13 protein-coding genes and 1 tRNA gene are annotated in these 15,676 nt (G+C 64.7%); 8 read left to right on the forward strand and 6 right to left on the reverse strand.

Annotation, left to right across the window (positions count from 1 at the left end; genetic code table 11):
- Positions 1–11 precede the first annotated feature (11 nt).
- The gene (locus RFM52_RS11190) at positions 12–773 is read right to left on the reverse strand and encodes an SDR family oxidoreductase (protein ID WP_320293135.1); all 762 of its coding nucleotides are present in this window, start codon (positions 771–773) and stop codon (positions 12–14) included.
- Between the two features lie 227 nt (positions 774–1,000).
- The gene (locus RFM52_RS11195; protein WP_320293134.1) at positions 1,001–1,723 is read right to left on the reverse strand and encodes a tellurite resistance TerB family protein; all 723 of its coding nucleotides are present in this window, start codon (positions 1,721–1,723) and stop codon (positions 1,001–1,003) included.
- A 198-nt stretch (positions 1,724–1,921) separates the two neighbouring features.
- On the opposite strand from RFM52_RS11195, the gene RFM52_RS11200 reads away from it, so the two are divergent.
- On the forward strand, positions 1,922–2,284 hold the full coding sequence (locus RFM52_RS11200) for a YybH family protein (protein WP_320293133.1): 363 nt from the start codon (positions 1,922–1,924) through the stop codon (positions 2,282–2,284).
- Here RFM52_RS11200 and trhO read toward each other — a convergent pair.
- Positions 2,281–3,210, reverse strand: a complete 930-nt coding sequence (trhO, locus tag RFM52_RS11205) for an oxygen-dependent tRNA uridine(34) hydroxylase TrhO (RefSeq protein WP_320293132.1) — start codon at positions 3,208–3,210, stop codon at positions 2,281–2,283. The genes RFM52_RS11200 and trhO overlap by 4 nt on opposite strands.
- Before the next feature lie 147 nt (positions 3,211–3,357).
- Here trhO and RFM52_RS11210 point away from each other — a divergent pair, with 147 nt between their 5' ends.
- Positions 3,358–3,996, forward strand: a complete 639-nt coding sequence (locus tag RFM52_RS11210) for a 2-dehydro-3-deoxy-phosphogluconate aldolase (RefSeq protein WP_320293131.1) — start codon at positions 3,358–3,360, stop codon at positions 3,994–3,996.
- Positions 3,997–4,137: 141 nt separating this feature from the next.
- Here the strand turns inward: RFM52_RS11210 and RFM52_RS11215 are convergent.
- The 3 genes from RFM52_RS11215 to RFM52_RS11225 all read right to left on the reverse strand — a co-directional run bounded on the left by RFM52_RS11215 (position 4,138) and on the right by RFM52_RS11225 (position 8,092).
- Positions 4,138–4,211 (reverse strand) — tRNA-Gln (locus RFM52_RS11215).
- A 95-nt stretch (positions 4,212–4,306) separates the two neighbouring features.
- Positions 4,307–6,166, reverse strand: a complete 1,860-nt coding sequence (locus RFM52_RS11220; RefSeq protein ID WP_320293130.1) for a peptidoglycan L,D-endopeptidase MepK — start codon at positions 6,164–6,166, stop codon at positions 4,307–4,309.
- Positions 6,167–6,544: 378 nt separating this feature from the next.
- Positions 6,545–8,092, reverse strand: coding sequence for a sigma-54-dependent transcriptional regulator (locus tag RFM52_RS11225; RefSeq protein ID WP_320293129.1), 1,548 nt, complete (start codon positions 8,090–8,092; stop codon positions 6,545–6,547).
- Between the two features lie 159 nt (positions 8,093–8,251).
- Between RFM52_RS11225 and RFM52_RS11230 the strand changes: the two genes are divergently transcribed.
- From RFM52_RS11230 to RFM52_RS11255, 6 genes are all read left to right on the forward strand, one after another.
- A complete protein-coding gene (locus tag RFM52_RS11230; RefSeq protein ID WP_320293128.1) occupies positions 8,252–10,090 on the forward strand; it encodes a M3 family oligoendopeptidase in 1,839 nt (612 codons plus the stop codon).
- A 355-nt stretch (positions 10,091–10,445) separates the two neighbouring features.
- Positions 10,446–11,135: a proton-conducting membrane transporter gene (locus RFM52_RS11235; protein WP_320293127.1), complete on the forward strand. Its 690-nt coding sequence runs from the start codon at positions 10,446–10,448 to the stop codon at positions 11,133–11,135.
- A gap of 213 nt (positions 11,136–11,348) precedes the next feature.
- The gene (locus RFM52_RS11240; protein ID WP_320293126.1) at positions 11,349–12,494 is read left to right on the forward strand and encodes an aminodeoxychorismate synthase component I; all 1,146 of its coding nucleotides are present in this window, start codon (positions 11,349–11,351) and stop codon (positions 12,492–12,494) included.
- Positions 12,443–13,105 carry an aminotransferase class IV family protein gene (locus tag RFM52_RS11245; RefSeq protein WP_320293125.1) on the forward strand — a complete coding sequence of 221 codons (663 nt, stop codon included), beginning with the start codon at positions 12,443–12,445 and terminating at the stop codon, positions 13,103–13,105. The genes RFM52_RS11240 and RFM52_RS11245 overlap by 52 nt, the downstream gene beginning before the upstream one ends.
- Positions 13,106–13,137: 32 nt before the next feature.
- A complete protein-coding gene (locus RFM52_RS11250; RefSeq protein ID WP_320293124.1) occupies positions 13,138–14,073 on the forward strand; it encodes a heme-dependent oxidative N-demethylase family protein in 936 nt (311 codons plus the stop codon).
- Positions 14,074–14,204: 131 nt separating this feature from the next.
- Positions 14,205–15,650, forward strand: coding sequence for a homospermidine synthase (locus RFM52_RS11255; RefSeq protein WP_320293123.1), 1,446 nt, complete (start codon positions 14,205–14,207; stop codon positions 15,648–15,650).
- The last annotated feature ends 26 nt before the right edge of the window (positions 15,651–15,676 follow it).

The raw sequence follows: 15,676 nt of genomic DNA on the forward strand, positions 1-15,676 counted from the left end.
GGAACTCGCGTTCACCCACGCCCGACAAACGGCATCTTCGTCGCCATCACCGTCATGAACAGCACGTTGGCGTCGAGCGGCAGGCTCGCCATGTGCAGCACCGCGTCGGCGACGCGCTGCACATCCATCACCGCTTCGGCGGCGATCGAGCCATTGGCCTGCGGCACGCCGACCGTCATCGGCTGCGCCATCTCGGTCAGCGCATTGCCGATGTCGATCTGGCCGCAGGCGATGTCGAAAGGCCGGCCGTCGAGCGCCAGCGTCTTGGTGAGCCCGGTGATCGCATGCTTGGTCGCCGTATAGGGAACCGAGCCCGGGCGCGGCGCATAGGCCGACACCGAGCCGTTGTTGATGATGCGGCCGCCCATCGGCTTCTGCCGGCGCATGGCGCCGAAGGCGGCGCGCGCGCACAGGAACGAGCCGGTGAGGTTGACGCCGACGACGTCGTTCCAGACCTCGACCGGGATCTCGTCGATCATCGTCGACTTGTAGCCCATGCCGGCATTGTTGAAGAGCAGGTCGACGCGGCCGAAGGCTTCGAGCACGGTCTCGAACATGTCGTCCACTTCTGGCGCCTTGCTGATGTCGCAGGCGACGGCCAATGCCTTGGCTTGCGTCTTCCCGGCTTCTGCGATCGCCTCCTCCAGCACCGTCTTGCGGCGGCCGCAGAACACCGTGTTCCAGCCTGCCTTGAGCAGCGCCGTCGCCACGCTCTTGCCGATGCCGGTGCCGGCGCCGGTAACGATGGCGGTCTTCTCTGCTATGGCTGTCATCGCCGTCCTCCTCCCGGTCATGGATGGAAAGACGTGGCATCGCAAATGCCGGGGATCATGGCAAGCCGCTATTGGCGGATAAGGACATGCCAACAAAAAGGGCGGCCATTAGCGACCGCCCCGATCTGAACCGCGCTTGGGAGGAGGAAAAGCCGGTCCGACTGGTTAGAATGATGCGCTTGCTGGGTTAACGAGAAGTTAACGGCAACCGCACCCGCTAACCCTGCTCACCAGGGCGAGCTTCCCGCAGGCACCTTGGCCGCCGAAACCGTCGCTTCGACATGATCGACCAGGGCGTCCGGCAAACCGAGCCGGCCGGCAAGCAGGTCGAGATAGCCGCGCTCGGCGCGCGTGTCGGGATCGATGGTCAGCCGCGAGGCGGTGTAGAGCTCGAGCTTCTGCGCATCGGTCTTGGCGCCGGCGACCAGCGTGTCGAGATCGAGCGGGCTTTCCAGCTCGGCGAGCAGGAACTTTTCCGCTTCGGCGCCGATGCCGGCGAGCTTGAGCTTGTCGGCGATCTTCTTGCGCTCGTCGTCGTCGACATGCCCGTCGGCCTTCGCCGCCGAGATCATCGCCCTGACCAGCGTCAGCGTGAACTCGGCCTCGCCCTGCGGCGCCTGCGAGGGGTGGAAGGCGGTGTCGGCGGGCGGCGGCAGCAGTTCCGGCTCGCTTGCGGTCGGCGCCTGCGCCGGCTCCTTGCCGGCCTTGTAGTTCTGATAGGCCTTGTAGGCGAGGCCGCCGATCGCAGCCAGTCCGCCGAGCTTGACGGCCGCGCCCGTTACCTGCCGGCCGGTGCCGGTGCCGAGCAGCACGGCGGCAAGCGCGCCGGCTGCCAGCGGATTGTCCTTCGCCATCTGCACCGCCTGCCCGGCCTTGTCGCGGACGGTCGAGCCGGTCCCAGGGATTTGCGAGCCGAGAAGATCGTCGAGCAGCTTCTTGGGGTCGAGCATCAATGCCTCCAGAATTGGCCCGGCCGAATGCGCGCGGGCAAGGTTTCGGACGGGCAAGAGGTAGGCTCCGCACCCCGACATTACAATGACGGCGGACACTTCGCCGCCTGACGAAGGCAGCTGGCCGATCTCCTCCATGTGTCGAAACGGCGGAGGGCTTCAGCTAGGATCGCGCCAATTTCGGAAAGGAGCGATTGGATGACGAGTGCAGAAACCCGTGAGCCGGCGCGCGATCCGCAGGATCTCGAGCGTCTGCTGATCGATCGGCAATGGGCCGGCGACATCGAGGGCATGCTGGCGCTGTTCGAGCCCGACGCCGTCGTCGACAGCGGCGATGACGGGCCGGTTCGCGGCCGGCACGCCATCCGCGCGCTGTTCGAACAGGGCATCGCCGCGGGTCGTAAATTCCAGCGCGGCGAGCAGCGCCCTGCCCTCGTCAACGGCGACCTGGCGCTGACGTCGACGAAGCTTCCCGACGGCAGCATAACCAGCGAGGTCGCCCGCCGTCAGAGCGACGGAACATGGCTTTGGGCGATCGATCGTTATTCGGTGGAGTTCTAACTGCCTATATGGCGCTTGCCGCCGCGCGCTTGCGCCAGCTCCACCTGGCGATGGCGTTCAGCATAGCGTTCTCGATCCTCGTCGGAGCGCATTTCAAAACAATGCGGGCATGAAACGCCGATCGCGTATTTCGACGACAGCCGGTCCTCGACCGTCAGCGGGTGCCGACAGGCGCGGCAGAGCTCCGCTTCACCCTCGGCTAGGCCATGCGAGACGGACACCCGCTCGTCGAAGACGAAACATTCGCCTTGCCACAGGCTCTCATCGGCAGGGACGTCTTCCAGGTATTTCAGGATGCCGCCCTTGAGATGGAAGACGTTTTTGAGGCCGAGCGACTTCACATAGGCCGTTGCCTTCTCGCAGCGAATGCCGCCGGTGCAGAACATCGCCACCTTGCGGCCCTCAAGCTCTTCACGGTGCTGCTCGATCCAGGCGGGGAATTCGCGAAAGCTGGTGGTCTTGGGATCGACCGCGCCCTTGAAGGTGCCGAGCGAAACCTCATAGGCGTTGCGCGTGTCGATCACCAAGGTATCCGCATCGGAAATCAGCGCGTTCCAGTCGGCCGGCGCGACATAGGTGCCCGCGCTCGCCGCCGGATCGATGTCCTCGACGCCCATGGTCACGATCTCGCGCTTCAACCGTACCTTCATGCGGTGGAACGGCATTTCGGCGGCGCTGCTGTATTTGACGTCCAGCCCGGCAAGGCCTTCGATGGCCTGCAGATGGTCGACGAGAGCGGCAATCGCCCCTTCGCTGCCGGCGACGGTGCCGTTGATGCCTTCATGCGCCAGAAGCAGCGTGCCCTTGATGCCGCGCCCGCAACAGAAGGCCGCGAGTGGCGCGCGCAGGGCCTCGTATCCGTCGAGCCGGGCAAACTTATAGAGCGCGGCGACGCAGACGGGCTGAATTTCCTTGGCTATTGTCATGGCAATGCCACTAGACCGTGGTGAAAGCCGTTTCAAGGCAGACGACGCCGGCACATCACGACGTGACATCACGACACGCCGCCCTTCGTGGACTTGGCATATCCCTTCTGCTAATCGGTTTAAAGTGATCGAAATGGAGACCAGCACATGACCAGCAAGACCGAAAAGCTCCTGTCGCTTCTCAATGGTCAGCCGGTTATCCCGGTGCTCAAAATCGCCAATGTTGCCGATGCCGTACCACTTGCTCGCGCGCTTTCGCGCGGCGGCCTGCCGGCGATCGAGATCACGCTGCGCACCGCCGACGCCCTGGAAGCGATCCGCCGCGTTGCCGCCGAAGTCGAGGACGCGGTCGTCGGCGCCGGCACCATCCTCGACGCCAGGCAGTTCGACGAGGCAGCCCGCGCCGGCTCGAAATTCATCGTCAGCCCCGGCATCACCAGCCAGCTTCTCGACGCGGCCAAGGACAGTCCCGTGCCGCTGCTGCCCGGCGCCATCACGCCCGGCGAGATCATGGCCGCGCGCGAAGCCGGCTTGCGCTTCCTGAAGTTCTTCCCGGCCGAGCAGTCCGGCGGCATCGCTTCACTGAAGGCTTTCGCCTCGCCGCTGGCGGATGTGAAGTTCTGCCCGACCGGCGGCATAACCGCCAAGAACGCCGCCGACTATCTGAGCCTGCCCAACGTCATCTGCGTCGGCGGCTCCTGGGTCGCGCCCGACGATCTCATCAAGGCCGGCAAGTGGGACGAGATCGAAGCGCTGGCGCGTGAGGCGAGCAAGCTCAAGAAGTAATCGGCGCCTTCACCAGGGCAGCGAGAGCGTTCTCGTCGAAGTATCGGTCGGTGCGTCGCCCCCGCGCCGCCAAGCGGCAGCCTTTCCCGTTTCACGACCCTGTGTGATCGCGTGCTGGTGGTGGAATCCGTATTCGCCGACTGGTTCCCGCTCATGGATTCGAACCACGATTCACGCCTTCAAAGGGCGCTGTCCTACCATTAGACGAAGCGGGAAGATGGGGTGGTCAACCAGGCAGCGGCGCATGCCATGAAAGACAAAAGCCGCGCTGGCGGGCCAACGCGGCTTTGCGATGGCCACGCTGGCTCGCCTATTTCGTTTGGAAGCGCGCGACCGAGAGGAACTTCACCGCGTTGCCGGTGAAACGGCTTGCGTCCGGCACCTGGCCATCCGCCTGGAAACCGGCCGTATACACTTCGCTCGGCGGCGTGTGCACGATGTTGTAGGCGTAGCGCGGCGCCGTCGTCGGGTCGGAAACCGAGGCAATGTTGACGCCGCTGCCCAGCGCCCAGCGCGCGGCTTGCGGCGGCGGCGCCACCACCATGGCCTTGGGCCCGGGCTTCAGATCGTGAGCGGACGCCCTGCCTTCCTTGGCCGTCGTCTTCACACTGCCGCCGATCGCCTTCGCGGGATCGGTCCCGGCCGGAAGCGCGGCGATGGCCTGGCGCGGCGAGGCCGCATCGACGCCCGACGGATCGTTGAACGCGGAGCGCGGCTCGGGTTCGGTCAGCGACGCGAGCTGGTATTCGGCGCCGGCGCCGCCGGCCTCGACGGTCGCATTGGCCTGTTCGAGAACGGCTTTGACCTCATCCTGCTTGCCGGGCTGCGGCCGTGCGGTCGGCAGCACTGAGAACGCATCGGTCGCGCTCTTGTCCTGCGAAGCGGTTTCGGCCAGCGCCAGAAGCACGTTCTTGTCCTTCGACGCCAGTTCCGCCGGCGTCGAGTGGTCGGGACGCCAAGTCGGCAGCGGGATGTTGTTGACCGCCACCTGCGCCGGATCCGTGCTCGCGGCCTCCGCGGCGCTGGCTGCGCCGAACGGAACCTTGTCCGGCACGGGCGCCTGGGCCGTCGCAACCGCCTGCTCCGTCGTCGTAGAGGCATCCGCCGTGGCGAACGGCACGTTCTGCGGCGTCTGCTGGCCGACATCGACCTTGGGACGCGGCGCGAAGTCGGGCAGCGGGATTTCCTTCGGCGGCAGCGCGGCGATGATCGTCTCCGGCGTATCCTGCTGCGGCTGTTGCGAATCGTCGGCGCTGTCATCCGCGTTCTGCGGAATGTTGGCGCGCTTGGCATCCTTCGGCGAAACGATCGCGATGCCCGGCAGGTTGCTGCTGCGGGCCGTGGCAGCGCTGGCGACCTGAACCTGCTTCACAGCTTTCTGCTGAGGCGCCGGAGCGCTTTCATCGGCCGCGTCATCGGCTTCGTCGGCGCCGCCGCCGAACAAGGCGGCAAGCAATCCGCCGGAGCGCTTGGTCGAGCCACCGGCGCTGGCCAGTTCGATATTGGGCGTGCCGGCGCCCTTGCGCGCCTGATACGCTGCCACTGCTTGCTCATAGCCGGGCAGCGGGCGTCCGTCGCTCGGCACATGCAGCGTCTTGCCGTTCGGGAACAGGCTGACCAGTTCCTGGCGGCTGATGCCCGGCCAGTGGCGCACATTGCCGACATCCATATGGACGAAGGGCGAACCGGAGGTCGGGTAATAGCCGACGCCGCCGCCCTGCATCTTGAGGCCGATGTTGCGCAGCTTCTTCAGCGGCACGCCTGGGATGTAGAAGTCCATCGCCTTGCCCAGCATGTGCTGGCTCTTCTCGGCGACGCCGCGGCTGCGCGAACGCAGCAGCGCATTGGTCGACGGCGAGCGGTAGCCGCAGACGACCTGAATATAGTCGGTAGCGCCGCTTTCGCGATAGGCTTCCCAGACCAGGTCGAGCAGCCGCGGATCCATCTTGGTCGGCTCGTTGCGGCGCCAGTCGCGCAGAATGATATTGATCTTGCGCAGGCCTTCCGCATCGTAGCGGCCATTGCGCTTGTAGACGATCTCGGCCTTCTCATGCGTGTGCAGATGGTAGAGCTTGAGCGTACGGACTTCTGCCCTCGCGCCCGACGTCGCAGCGGACAGAAACCCGACGGCCAAAATCACAAACGTCAGCCACCTCGGCCAGACGCTCATGTGAAAATGCCGCCCGTTTTTGTGTCGTTCGACTTTGTTCAAATCAAATGGCTTTCAGGCTGCCGTTTGTCCCCGGATTTGACCAAACGGATGCGTCGCTTTCACATCCGAATATCGATCCTAATGGTTAATCATCGTTTATTGAAGCCGAAATGCGGTAACACCGTGGCGATATCCCGTCAAAAATGATGCACAGCATTTCGTGGTAAACCGCTGGTTTAGATCATGAATCCGGCCTCGGCCAGAACACGATCTGTTACCGTTAGCGTTAATGTGTGATCCCCGGCAACGCCAACCGCTGAAAACCCTGCGTTTTCACGTCAAAAGCGACAATTTGACTCGGATTTTAGGCGGGCAAGCTGGTTCGAGGCTTGCCTGTCACGAGGCAAGCCGGTCGACGCGACCAACTTCGGGATCAATGCCATATTCCTTCAACTTGCGGTAGAGCGTCGAGCGGCCGATGCCCAACCGGCGGGCGACTTCGCTCATCTGACCGTTATAATGGTCGATCGCGAGCTTGATCATTTCGAGCTCGACATCGGCCAGCGCCCGCACATTGCCGCGCTCGTCGAGCGCACGGAGCGTTCCGAAACGCGGCTGCGGCCTGGCTGGCGCCTGGCCATCGGCCAAGCCGGCCTCCGTTGCATTGGCGACGGTCTCATCCGGTTGCCGGGACGCGTCCGCGGTCGTTTCGGCGACGGCGGATGCCGGTTCCGTTCCGAGATTTACCGTTCCTTCCACCTGCGCCCGGATCTGCGGGAACTCCTCCTCGGTCAGCACATCGCCCTCGGCAAGCACCGAGGCCCTGAAGACCGCATTCTCCAGCTGGCGGATATTGCCCGGCCAGTCATAGGCCTGCAGCATCGCGAGCGCTGTCGCCGATATGCCGGCAAGGCGGCGGCGCGGATCGGTCGGAGCGACCTTTTCCATGAAATGCCGGACCAGATAGGGAATGTCGTCGCGGCGGTCGCGCAGCGGCGGCACGAAGATCGGGTAGACGTTCAGCCGGTAGAACAGGTCCTCGCGGAACTTGCCGTCCTTGACCTGCTGCAGGAGGTTCCGGTGCGTGGCCGAGATCAGGCGGATATCGACCTTGACGGTCGAGCGGCCGCCGACCGGATCGACCTCGCCTTCTTGCACGGCGCGCAGCAGCTTGACCTGGACGTCGAGCGGCAGGTCGCCGATCTCGTCGAGGAACAGCGTGCCGGAATTCGCCTCGACGAATTTGCCGGTGTGCTTGTCGGTGGCGCCGGTAAAGGAACCCTTCTCGTGGCCGAACAGGATCGATTCGACGAGATTGTCCGGGATGGCGCCGCAATTGACGGTGACGAACGGCTTCGAGCGGCGATCGCCGCTGCCTTGGATGGCGCGTGCCACCAGTTCCTTGCCGACGCCGGATTCGCCCTCGATCAGGATCGGGATGTTGGAGGCCGCCGCTTTCTGCCCAAGGCGTATCACCCGGTCCATTGCCGGGCTGCGCGTGATCATGTCCTTGAAGGTGAGATGGCCACCGCCGCGGCGCCGCGACGCGCGCTTCATCTCGTCCTCGACAGCCTCCACCTTGAGCGCGTTGGAGATCGCGGTCTGCAACCTGTCGGGCGACGCCGGCTTGACGACGAAGTCGAAGGCGCCGTGCCGCATCGCCGAGACGACGGTTTCGATGCCGCCTTGCGCCGTCTGCACGATGACGGGAATGTTGATGGCGCGCTCGCGCATCGCCTTCAGCACGCCGATGCCGTCGAGGCCGGGCATGACGAGATCGAGAATGACGACGGAGACCTCGCGCGCGTTCGGCCCGTCGAGCGCGTCGAGGCCCGCCTCGCCGCTATCCGTGACGATCGCGCTGTGGCCGAACTTGGTCAACGCGGCCTCGACCAGCCGGCGCTGGACCGGATCGTCATCGACTATGAGTATGGAACCTGTCATGACTGTTTGAGTTGTCCGCCCGAGAAAATCCCCATGGATCATCTTGGCACAGGGTTCTAAATAAGGTTTCAAAAAACCCGGTGAACGAATTCCTTAGGATTTGACCGGCTTCTCCTTTCCCTTTGATTCTGGCCCCTTGGTTCAAAGAAGGTATCGTTGATGCGCATGATGTTTGGTCGGCGGCTTGCGGCGCCAACGTCCGGCCAGGGCGCGGCGGGGCTTGGCGACCTGCCGGAGTGGAATCTCGCCGATCTCTATGCCGGCATGGAAGCGCCCGAGCTGAAGCGCGATATCGCCAGGGCGGCCAGCGACGCCATCGCCTTCGAGACCCGCTGGAAAGGCACCCTTGCCGCGGAAGCCGAGCGCGGCGCCGCCGGCCGGCTGGGCGAGGCGCTCGAGGCCTATGAGGCGCTCGAGGAACTGATCGGCCGCATCGTTTCGTATGCCGGCCTCGTCTATGCCGGCAACACCGCCGATCCGCAGCGCGCCAAGCTATATGGCGACGTCCAGGAAAAGATGACGGACGCCAGCGCGCATCTCCTGTTCTTCGCGCTCGAGCTCAACCTGATCGACGATGCGGCAATTGAGGGCGCTCTATCCGCCGACAAGGCGTTCGGCCACTACCGGCCATGGGTGCTCGACCTCAGGAAGGACAAGCCCTACCAGCTCGAGGATCGCGTCGAGCAGCTGTTTCACGAAAAGTCGGTCACCGGGCGCGGCGCCTGGAACCGCCTGTTCGACGAGACGATGACCGACCTGCGCTTCGAGATCGACGGCGAGGAGCTGACGCTCGAGCCGGCGCTGAACCGGCTGCAGGATTCGAATGGCGAGGTGCGCCGCCGCGCCTCCGAGGCGCTGGCCGCCACGTTCCGCAAGAACCTGCGCACCTTCACGCTCATCACCAACACCTTAGCCAAGGACAAGGAAATCTCCGACCGCTGGCGCGGCTTCCAGGATATTGCCGACTCGCGCCACCTCGCCAACCGTGTCGAGCGCGACGTGGTCGACGCGCTGGCCGCGGCCGTGCGCGAGGCCTATCCGCGGCTGTCGCACCGCTATTACGCGATGAAGGCGCGCTGGCTCGGCATGGAGGTGATGAACCACTGGGACCGCAACGCGCCGCTGCCGGAAACGCCGCAGGCGGTGATCAGCTGGGACAACGCCAGGGACACGGTGCTCTCCGCCTACCAGCGCTTCTCGCCGGACATGGCCGAAATCGCCCGCGGCTTTTTCGACCGCAGATGGATCGACGCGCCGGTGCGGCCCGGCAAATCCCCCGGCGCCTTCGCCCATCCGACGGTGCCGTCGGCGCATCCTTACGTGCTGCTCAACTACATGGGCAAGCCGCGCGATGTGATGACGCTGGCGCATGAGCTGGGTCACGGCGTGCACCAGGTGCTGGCCGCCGGCCAGGGCGCGCTGATGGCCTCGACGCCACTGACGCTGGCCGAAACCGCCTCCGTCTTCGGCGAGATGCTGACCTTCCGCTCGCTGCTCGAGCAGACCGGCGACAAGCGCGAGCGCAAGGCCATGCTCGCCCAGAAGGTCGAGGACATGATCAACACCGTCGTGCGCCAGATCGCCTTCTACGAGTTCGAGCGCAAGGTGCATGCCGAGCGCAAGAACGGCGAGCTGACCTCGGACAGGCTCGGCGAATTCTGGCTGGAGGTGCAGGCCGAGAGCCTGGGGCCGGCTATCAAGCTGCGCGAGGGATACGAGGTTTTCTGGACCTATATCCCGCATTTCATCCACTCACCCTTCTACGTCTATGCCTATGCCTTCGGCGATTGCCTGGTGAATTCGCTCTATGCCGTCTACCAGAATGCCGAGCGCGGATTTCAGGAGAAGTATTTCGAGATGCTGCGCGCAGGCGGCACGAAGCATCACTCCGAGCTTCTGGCGCCCTTCGGCCTCGACGCCACCGATCCCGCTTTCTGGCAGATCGGCCTTGGCATCATCGGTTCGCTTATCGACGAATTGGAAGCGCTCGATAGTTGACGACAACTACGGCGCAGGCATCGGCCGCAATAGTTTAGCCGGGATGCATATTAGCAAGGGTCTATTCTTGCCCTAAATAGCTGTTCTTGAATAACTCTCCGCGGCATTTTTCAACTGGCTTTCGACAAGCCATATGATAGCGTCCGGCCTCAAGCTCAGCCGGACGCATAGCGAAGGCCAGAGATGGCCGGCCGCGACGCTACGGCGAATGCGATGATGGCCGTCGGCCCGGACAAGGCCGAACGCCGATGGCTCGATTGAAGCCGGCGGTTCCGCCGACCACGGAACCTTTGACGATCCTTGGCGTGGGCTCGCCTTTCCGGGCCTCGGCCGACAGATCGGACTGGAGAGGGAAATGACTTTCTTCTACATGCTCCTGGCGTTCGTTGTGGGTATCCTGGTTGGTTGGTTCATTTGGGGTCGCCTGCGCGGCGAGCTCGACAGTCTGCGTGGCGATCTCGACCGCACGCGAAGCGAGCGCGATAGGCTGCGTGCCGATGGCGATCGGTTGAAGGGCGAGCTCGATGCCTGCGGCCGTGCCCGCGCCGATCTTGAAAGCCGGCTGCGCGACGCGCCCTCCGCCAAGGCCGGCTTCGACAAACCCGCCGCGCCGGCAGCAGCGGTGACGCCGGCGACCGCGACAAAGGCAGTTCCAGCGAGGCCGGCCGCCGCAAAGAAGCCGGCGGCGGCGAAGACCGCGGCGGCGAAGCCGGCGGCCAAGTCCGCCGCGCCCAAGAAGGCGGCAGCGCCCGCGGCCAAGAAAGCCGCCGCGCTCCAGGCCGCGGCGGGCAAGGCCGACAATCTGCGCCGCCTCATCGGCATCGGCCCGGTCAACGAAAGACTGCTCAAGGGCCTGGGCGTCACCACCTATGCCCAGATCGCCGCCTGGACCGCCGCCGACGTCAAGCGTATCGAAGACGTGCTCAATTTCGACGGCCGTATCGCGCGCGAAAAGTGGATCGAACAGGCGAAATTGCTGGCCGCCGGCAACGAGGCCGAATTCACCCGCCAGTTCCCGACGGCCGGAACCGCAAGCAACACCTGAGCAACTAACCTGGTTGGCAGCAAGGCGGCGTCCTCATGGGCGCCGTCTTTGTTTTCGGCCAGCGACCTTTGCGCCGCCCGACGCCGCTCCCTCGATTGCGCCACGCCGGGCCCCCATATAGAGCGGTCGACTTGGAGCAATTTCAGGAAAAGTGTGTAGCGGTTTTCCGTTCGAAATTGCGCCAAACAAAGAGATCGTCCGCATCCGAGGCTCATGTCCCTGCCCGCAGCCATTTTCCGCAACGACGCGACCGCTCGGCAGCTGGTCTTCGAGCGACCGCGCGAGATCATCGTCGCGCAGGACGCCGAAGGGTTCATGCCCGCGCTGGAAAGGGCGCAGGCCGCCTCGGACTCGGGCAAGTGGCTGGCAGGCTATTTCTCCTACGAAGCCGGTTACCTGCTCGAGCCGAAACTGGTGCCGTTGCTGCCCGACAGTCGCCGCGCGCCGCTGGTCTGCCTTGGCGTCTTCGACGCGCCTGTCGAGCAGGCGGTGCCGCAAAACGCGGGGGCTGCCAGCAACGGCCCGATCTTCGATGCAAGGGCAACATGGTCAGCCGAGGACTATGCCCGCCGCTTCGCGCGCCTTCACAACCACATCCGCAAGGGCGATTGCTACCAGGGCAACCTCACCTTCCCGGTCCGTGCGCATTGGTCCGGCGATCCGCTCGCCGCCTTCGACGCGCTGACCGAACGCCAGCCGGTCAAATATGGCGCGCTGGTCTCGCTCGGCGACCCGATCGTGCTCTCGCGCTCGCCCGAATTGTTCTTCGAGATCGATGACGACGGCATGATCGAAACGCACCCGATGAAGGGTACCGCGCCACGCGGCGCGACCAAAGCCGAAGACGCGCGGCTGAAGGCTTTCCTGCGCAACGATGAGAAGAACCAGGCCGAGAACCGGATGATCGTCGATCTTTTGCGCAACGACATCTCGCTGATCAGCGAAGTCGGCACGCTGGAGGTGCCGGAACTGTTCCGCATCGAGACTTATCCGACGGTGCACCAGATGGTGAGCCGCGTGCGGGCCCGGCTTTTGCCCGACATCGGCATCCGCCAGGTTTTCGCCGCGCTCTTCCCTTGCGGCTCGATCACCGGCGCGCCGAAAATCCGTGCCATGGAAATCCTGCATGAGCTGGAAGACGCACCGCGAGACGTCTATTGCGGCGCCATCGGCTGGATCGCGCCCGGCGGCAGGATGCGGTTTTCGGTAGCGATCCGCACCATCTCGCTCTTTGCCGACGGCGAGGCCGTCTACAATGTCGGCGGCGGCGTCGTCTTCGATTCGACCGCCGAGGAGGAGTATCGGGAGTGTCTGTTGAAAGCGCGCTTCGCGACGGGAACGGCGCCAGCTTCGAACTGATCGAGACCATGCGCTGGGAGCCTGGTTCCGGCTTCCTGCGCTTCGAGCGCCACCTTGCGAGGCTTTATGCCTCCGCCGCCGAACTCGGCTTCGCCTGCGATCCCGGGCGGATCGGCGAAGTGCTGTCGAGCACCGTTGGCGGGCACGGACTTGCATTGCGCGTGCGCCTTGCCTTGCAGCGCAATGGCGAAGCGACGGCTGCGGCTCAAGCCTACGAACCACTGCCGGCGGACAAGGTCTGGCGGCTTCAGCTGGCGCGCGTCCGGCTCGATTCCGGCGACACGCTGCTGCGCCACAAGACAAGCCGACGCCAGGTCTACACCCAGGCACGCGCTGAATATCTCGCAACCCGCGCCGACGAGGTGCTGCTGGCCAACGAGCGCGGCGAGCTCTGCGAGGGCACAATCACCAATCTCTTCGCCGATTTCGGCGACGGCCCGCTCGCCACGCCCCGCCTCGACTGCGGCCTTTTGCCTGGAATATTGCGTGGCCAGCTTCTGGACGAAGGCCGCGCCGTGGAAGCGATTTACAGCTTCGACGATCTGAAGGCGGCGAAGGCGATCTTCGTCGGCAATTCGCTGCGCGGGCTGATCCCGGCCCAACTGGGCTGACACCTTGAGCGGTGCACTGATTGAAGCAAGGAATGACCATTCGCCAGCCGACCCACACGCCCTATGACGGATCCTCGAAACTCTTCGCCATCGGGCTGAAGCCGCTCGACTTCGATCGCTGGATCGAGGTCGATGAATTGCTGTTGCCGCATCTGGCCGAAAAGCAGCGGCTTTACAGGGAGATACCGCAAAAGGTCTTTGTCGAGGAAGACGGCACACGCGGCGCTCAGCGCGAAGTGCTCGACCTGCTCGCCGCCCATCTCGAGGCCGCGCATTCCGGCATGCACCGCCGCGACGGAGCCGATGTCGAGCCGGTCGGTTTCGAGGGGACGATCGACAGGCTGCCTCCTGCCCTGCGCGAGGCGCCGCTGGCACAGGCTTCGCTGCTCGTCCAGGAAGACCTGATCCTGATGCGCCGCGACGAGCGCGGCTGGCGGCTCGCCGCCGGCTCGCTCTGTTTCCCTTCGTCCTGGTCGCTGCAGGAAAAATTCGGCAAGCCGCTGCAGGAGATCCACGCACCGGTGCCTGGATTCGGACCCGGCACGCGGCCGGCCGAGCTCATCAACCGCATGTTCGACGGCCTGCAGGGCCAGGCGGTCGAGCGCTTCAACTGGTCGATCCAGGCGGATGACAGGCTCTATCATCCGCTCTCCAATGTCGAGCGCATCGACCGCGCCACCAACCGCCCGAGCCGCTTCCCCGACGGCGATGTCGACGCCCATGCCTTCATCCGCGTCGAGCGCCAGACGCTGCGCAAGCTGCCCGTTTCGCGCGACATCCTGTTCACCATCCGCATCCATCTCGATCCGCTCAAGATGCTGGCACGGCATCCGGACCGGGCGACGCTGGCTGCATCCTTCGTGGAGCAGCTCAACGCGCTCGACCAAGCCCAGCTCGACTACAAGGGCCTGACCGCCGACCGCGACCGGCTGGTTGCATTCCTCGGCGGCATGGCCGGGGCGGCTTAACCACGCCGCCAAGCCGGCTTGACCGGCGGTTGGCGCTTTTCGCTGGTTTATGACATTGATCTGTGGTGTAGCGCTTGCCCGTCGGGCGAAAAATGCCCGTTTTGCGCGTGTTTGAAGGAGTGTGCGAAAAAATGGCGAATGAAAACTGGCCCGTTTACGGTGAAATCACCGGTCCTGTCGTGATGATCGGCTTCGGCTCGATCGGGCGGGGAACGCTGCCGCTGATCGAGCGCCATTTCAAGTTCGACAAGTCACGCATGACGGTCGTCGACCCGCGCGACACCGACCGCAAGCTGCTCGACGAGCGCGGCATCACCTTCGTCCAGGACGCGGTGACCGAGAAGAATTACAAGAAGCTGCTGACGCCGCTTCTGACCAATGGCGGCGGCCAGGGCTTTTGCGTCAACCTGTCGGTCGACACCGGCTCGGTGGACCTGATGAAATTGTGCCGCAAGCTCGGCGTGCTCTACATCGACACCGTCGTCGAGCCGTGGCTCGGCTTCTATTTCGACGCCGAGGCCGACAATGCCAGCCGCACCAACTATGCGCTGCGCGAAGCGATGATCAAGGAAAAGCAGGACAAGCCCGGCGGCCCGACGGCGGTCTCCACCTGCGGCGCCAATCCCGGCATGGTCTCGTGGTTCGTCAAGAAGGCGCTGGTCAACCTCGCCACCGATCTCGGTCTCGAGTTTTCGGAGCCCGCGCAGGAAGACCGCGAGGCCTGGGCCAGGCTGATGAAGAAGGCCGGCGTCAAGGGCATCCATATCGCCGAGCGCGACACCCAGCGCACCAAGAAGCCGAAGCCGATGAACGTGTTCTGGAACACGTGGTCGGTCGAAGGCTTCATCTCGGAGGGCCTGCAGCCGGCCGAGTTGGGCTGGGGCACGCATGAAAACTGGATGCCGAAGAACGGCAGGAAGCACAAGCACGGCTCCAAGGCTGCGATCTATCTGGAGCAGCCCGGCGCCAATACGCGCGTGCGCAGCTGGTGCCCGACGCCCGGCGCGCAATACGGCCTCCTGGTGACGCATAACGAGGCGATCTCGATCGCCGACTTCTTCACCGTGCGCTCGAAGAAGGGCAAGCTTCAATACCGCCCGACCTGCCACTACGCCTACCATCCCTGCAACGACGCCTTGCTGTCGCTGGACGAGATGTTCGGCGCCGCCGGCAAGCCGCAGCCGGTCCACCACGTGCTCGATGAGAACGAGCTGGTCGACGGCGTCGACGAACTCGGCGTGCTGCTCTACGGCCATGACAAGAACGCCTACTGGTACGGCTCGCAGCTGTCGCTGGCCGAGGCCCGCAAGCTCGCCCCCTATCAGAACGCCACCGGCATGCAGGTCACCTCGGCGGTGCTCGCCGGCATGGTCTGGGCGCTGGAGAACCCGACGGCCGGCATCGTCGAGGCCGACGAGATGGACTACCGGCGTTGCCTCGAGGTGCAAATGCCTTATCTCGGACCGGTCAGGGGCTACTACACCGACTGGACTCCTCTGGATAATCGCCCGGGCCTGTTCCCGGAGGATCTGGACAAGGACGACCCGTGGCAGTTCCGCAACATTCTGGTCCGATAGCGGTTCGGCAGGCATGTCTCTGCGCC

It is taken from the genome of Mesorhizobium humile (assembly GCF_033977215.1).
Lineage (GTDB): Bacteria > Pseudomonadota > Alphaproteobacteria > Rhizobiales > Rhizobiaceae > Mesorhizobium > Mesorhizobium humile.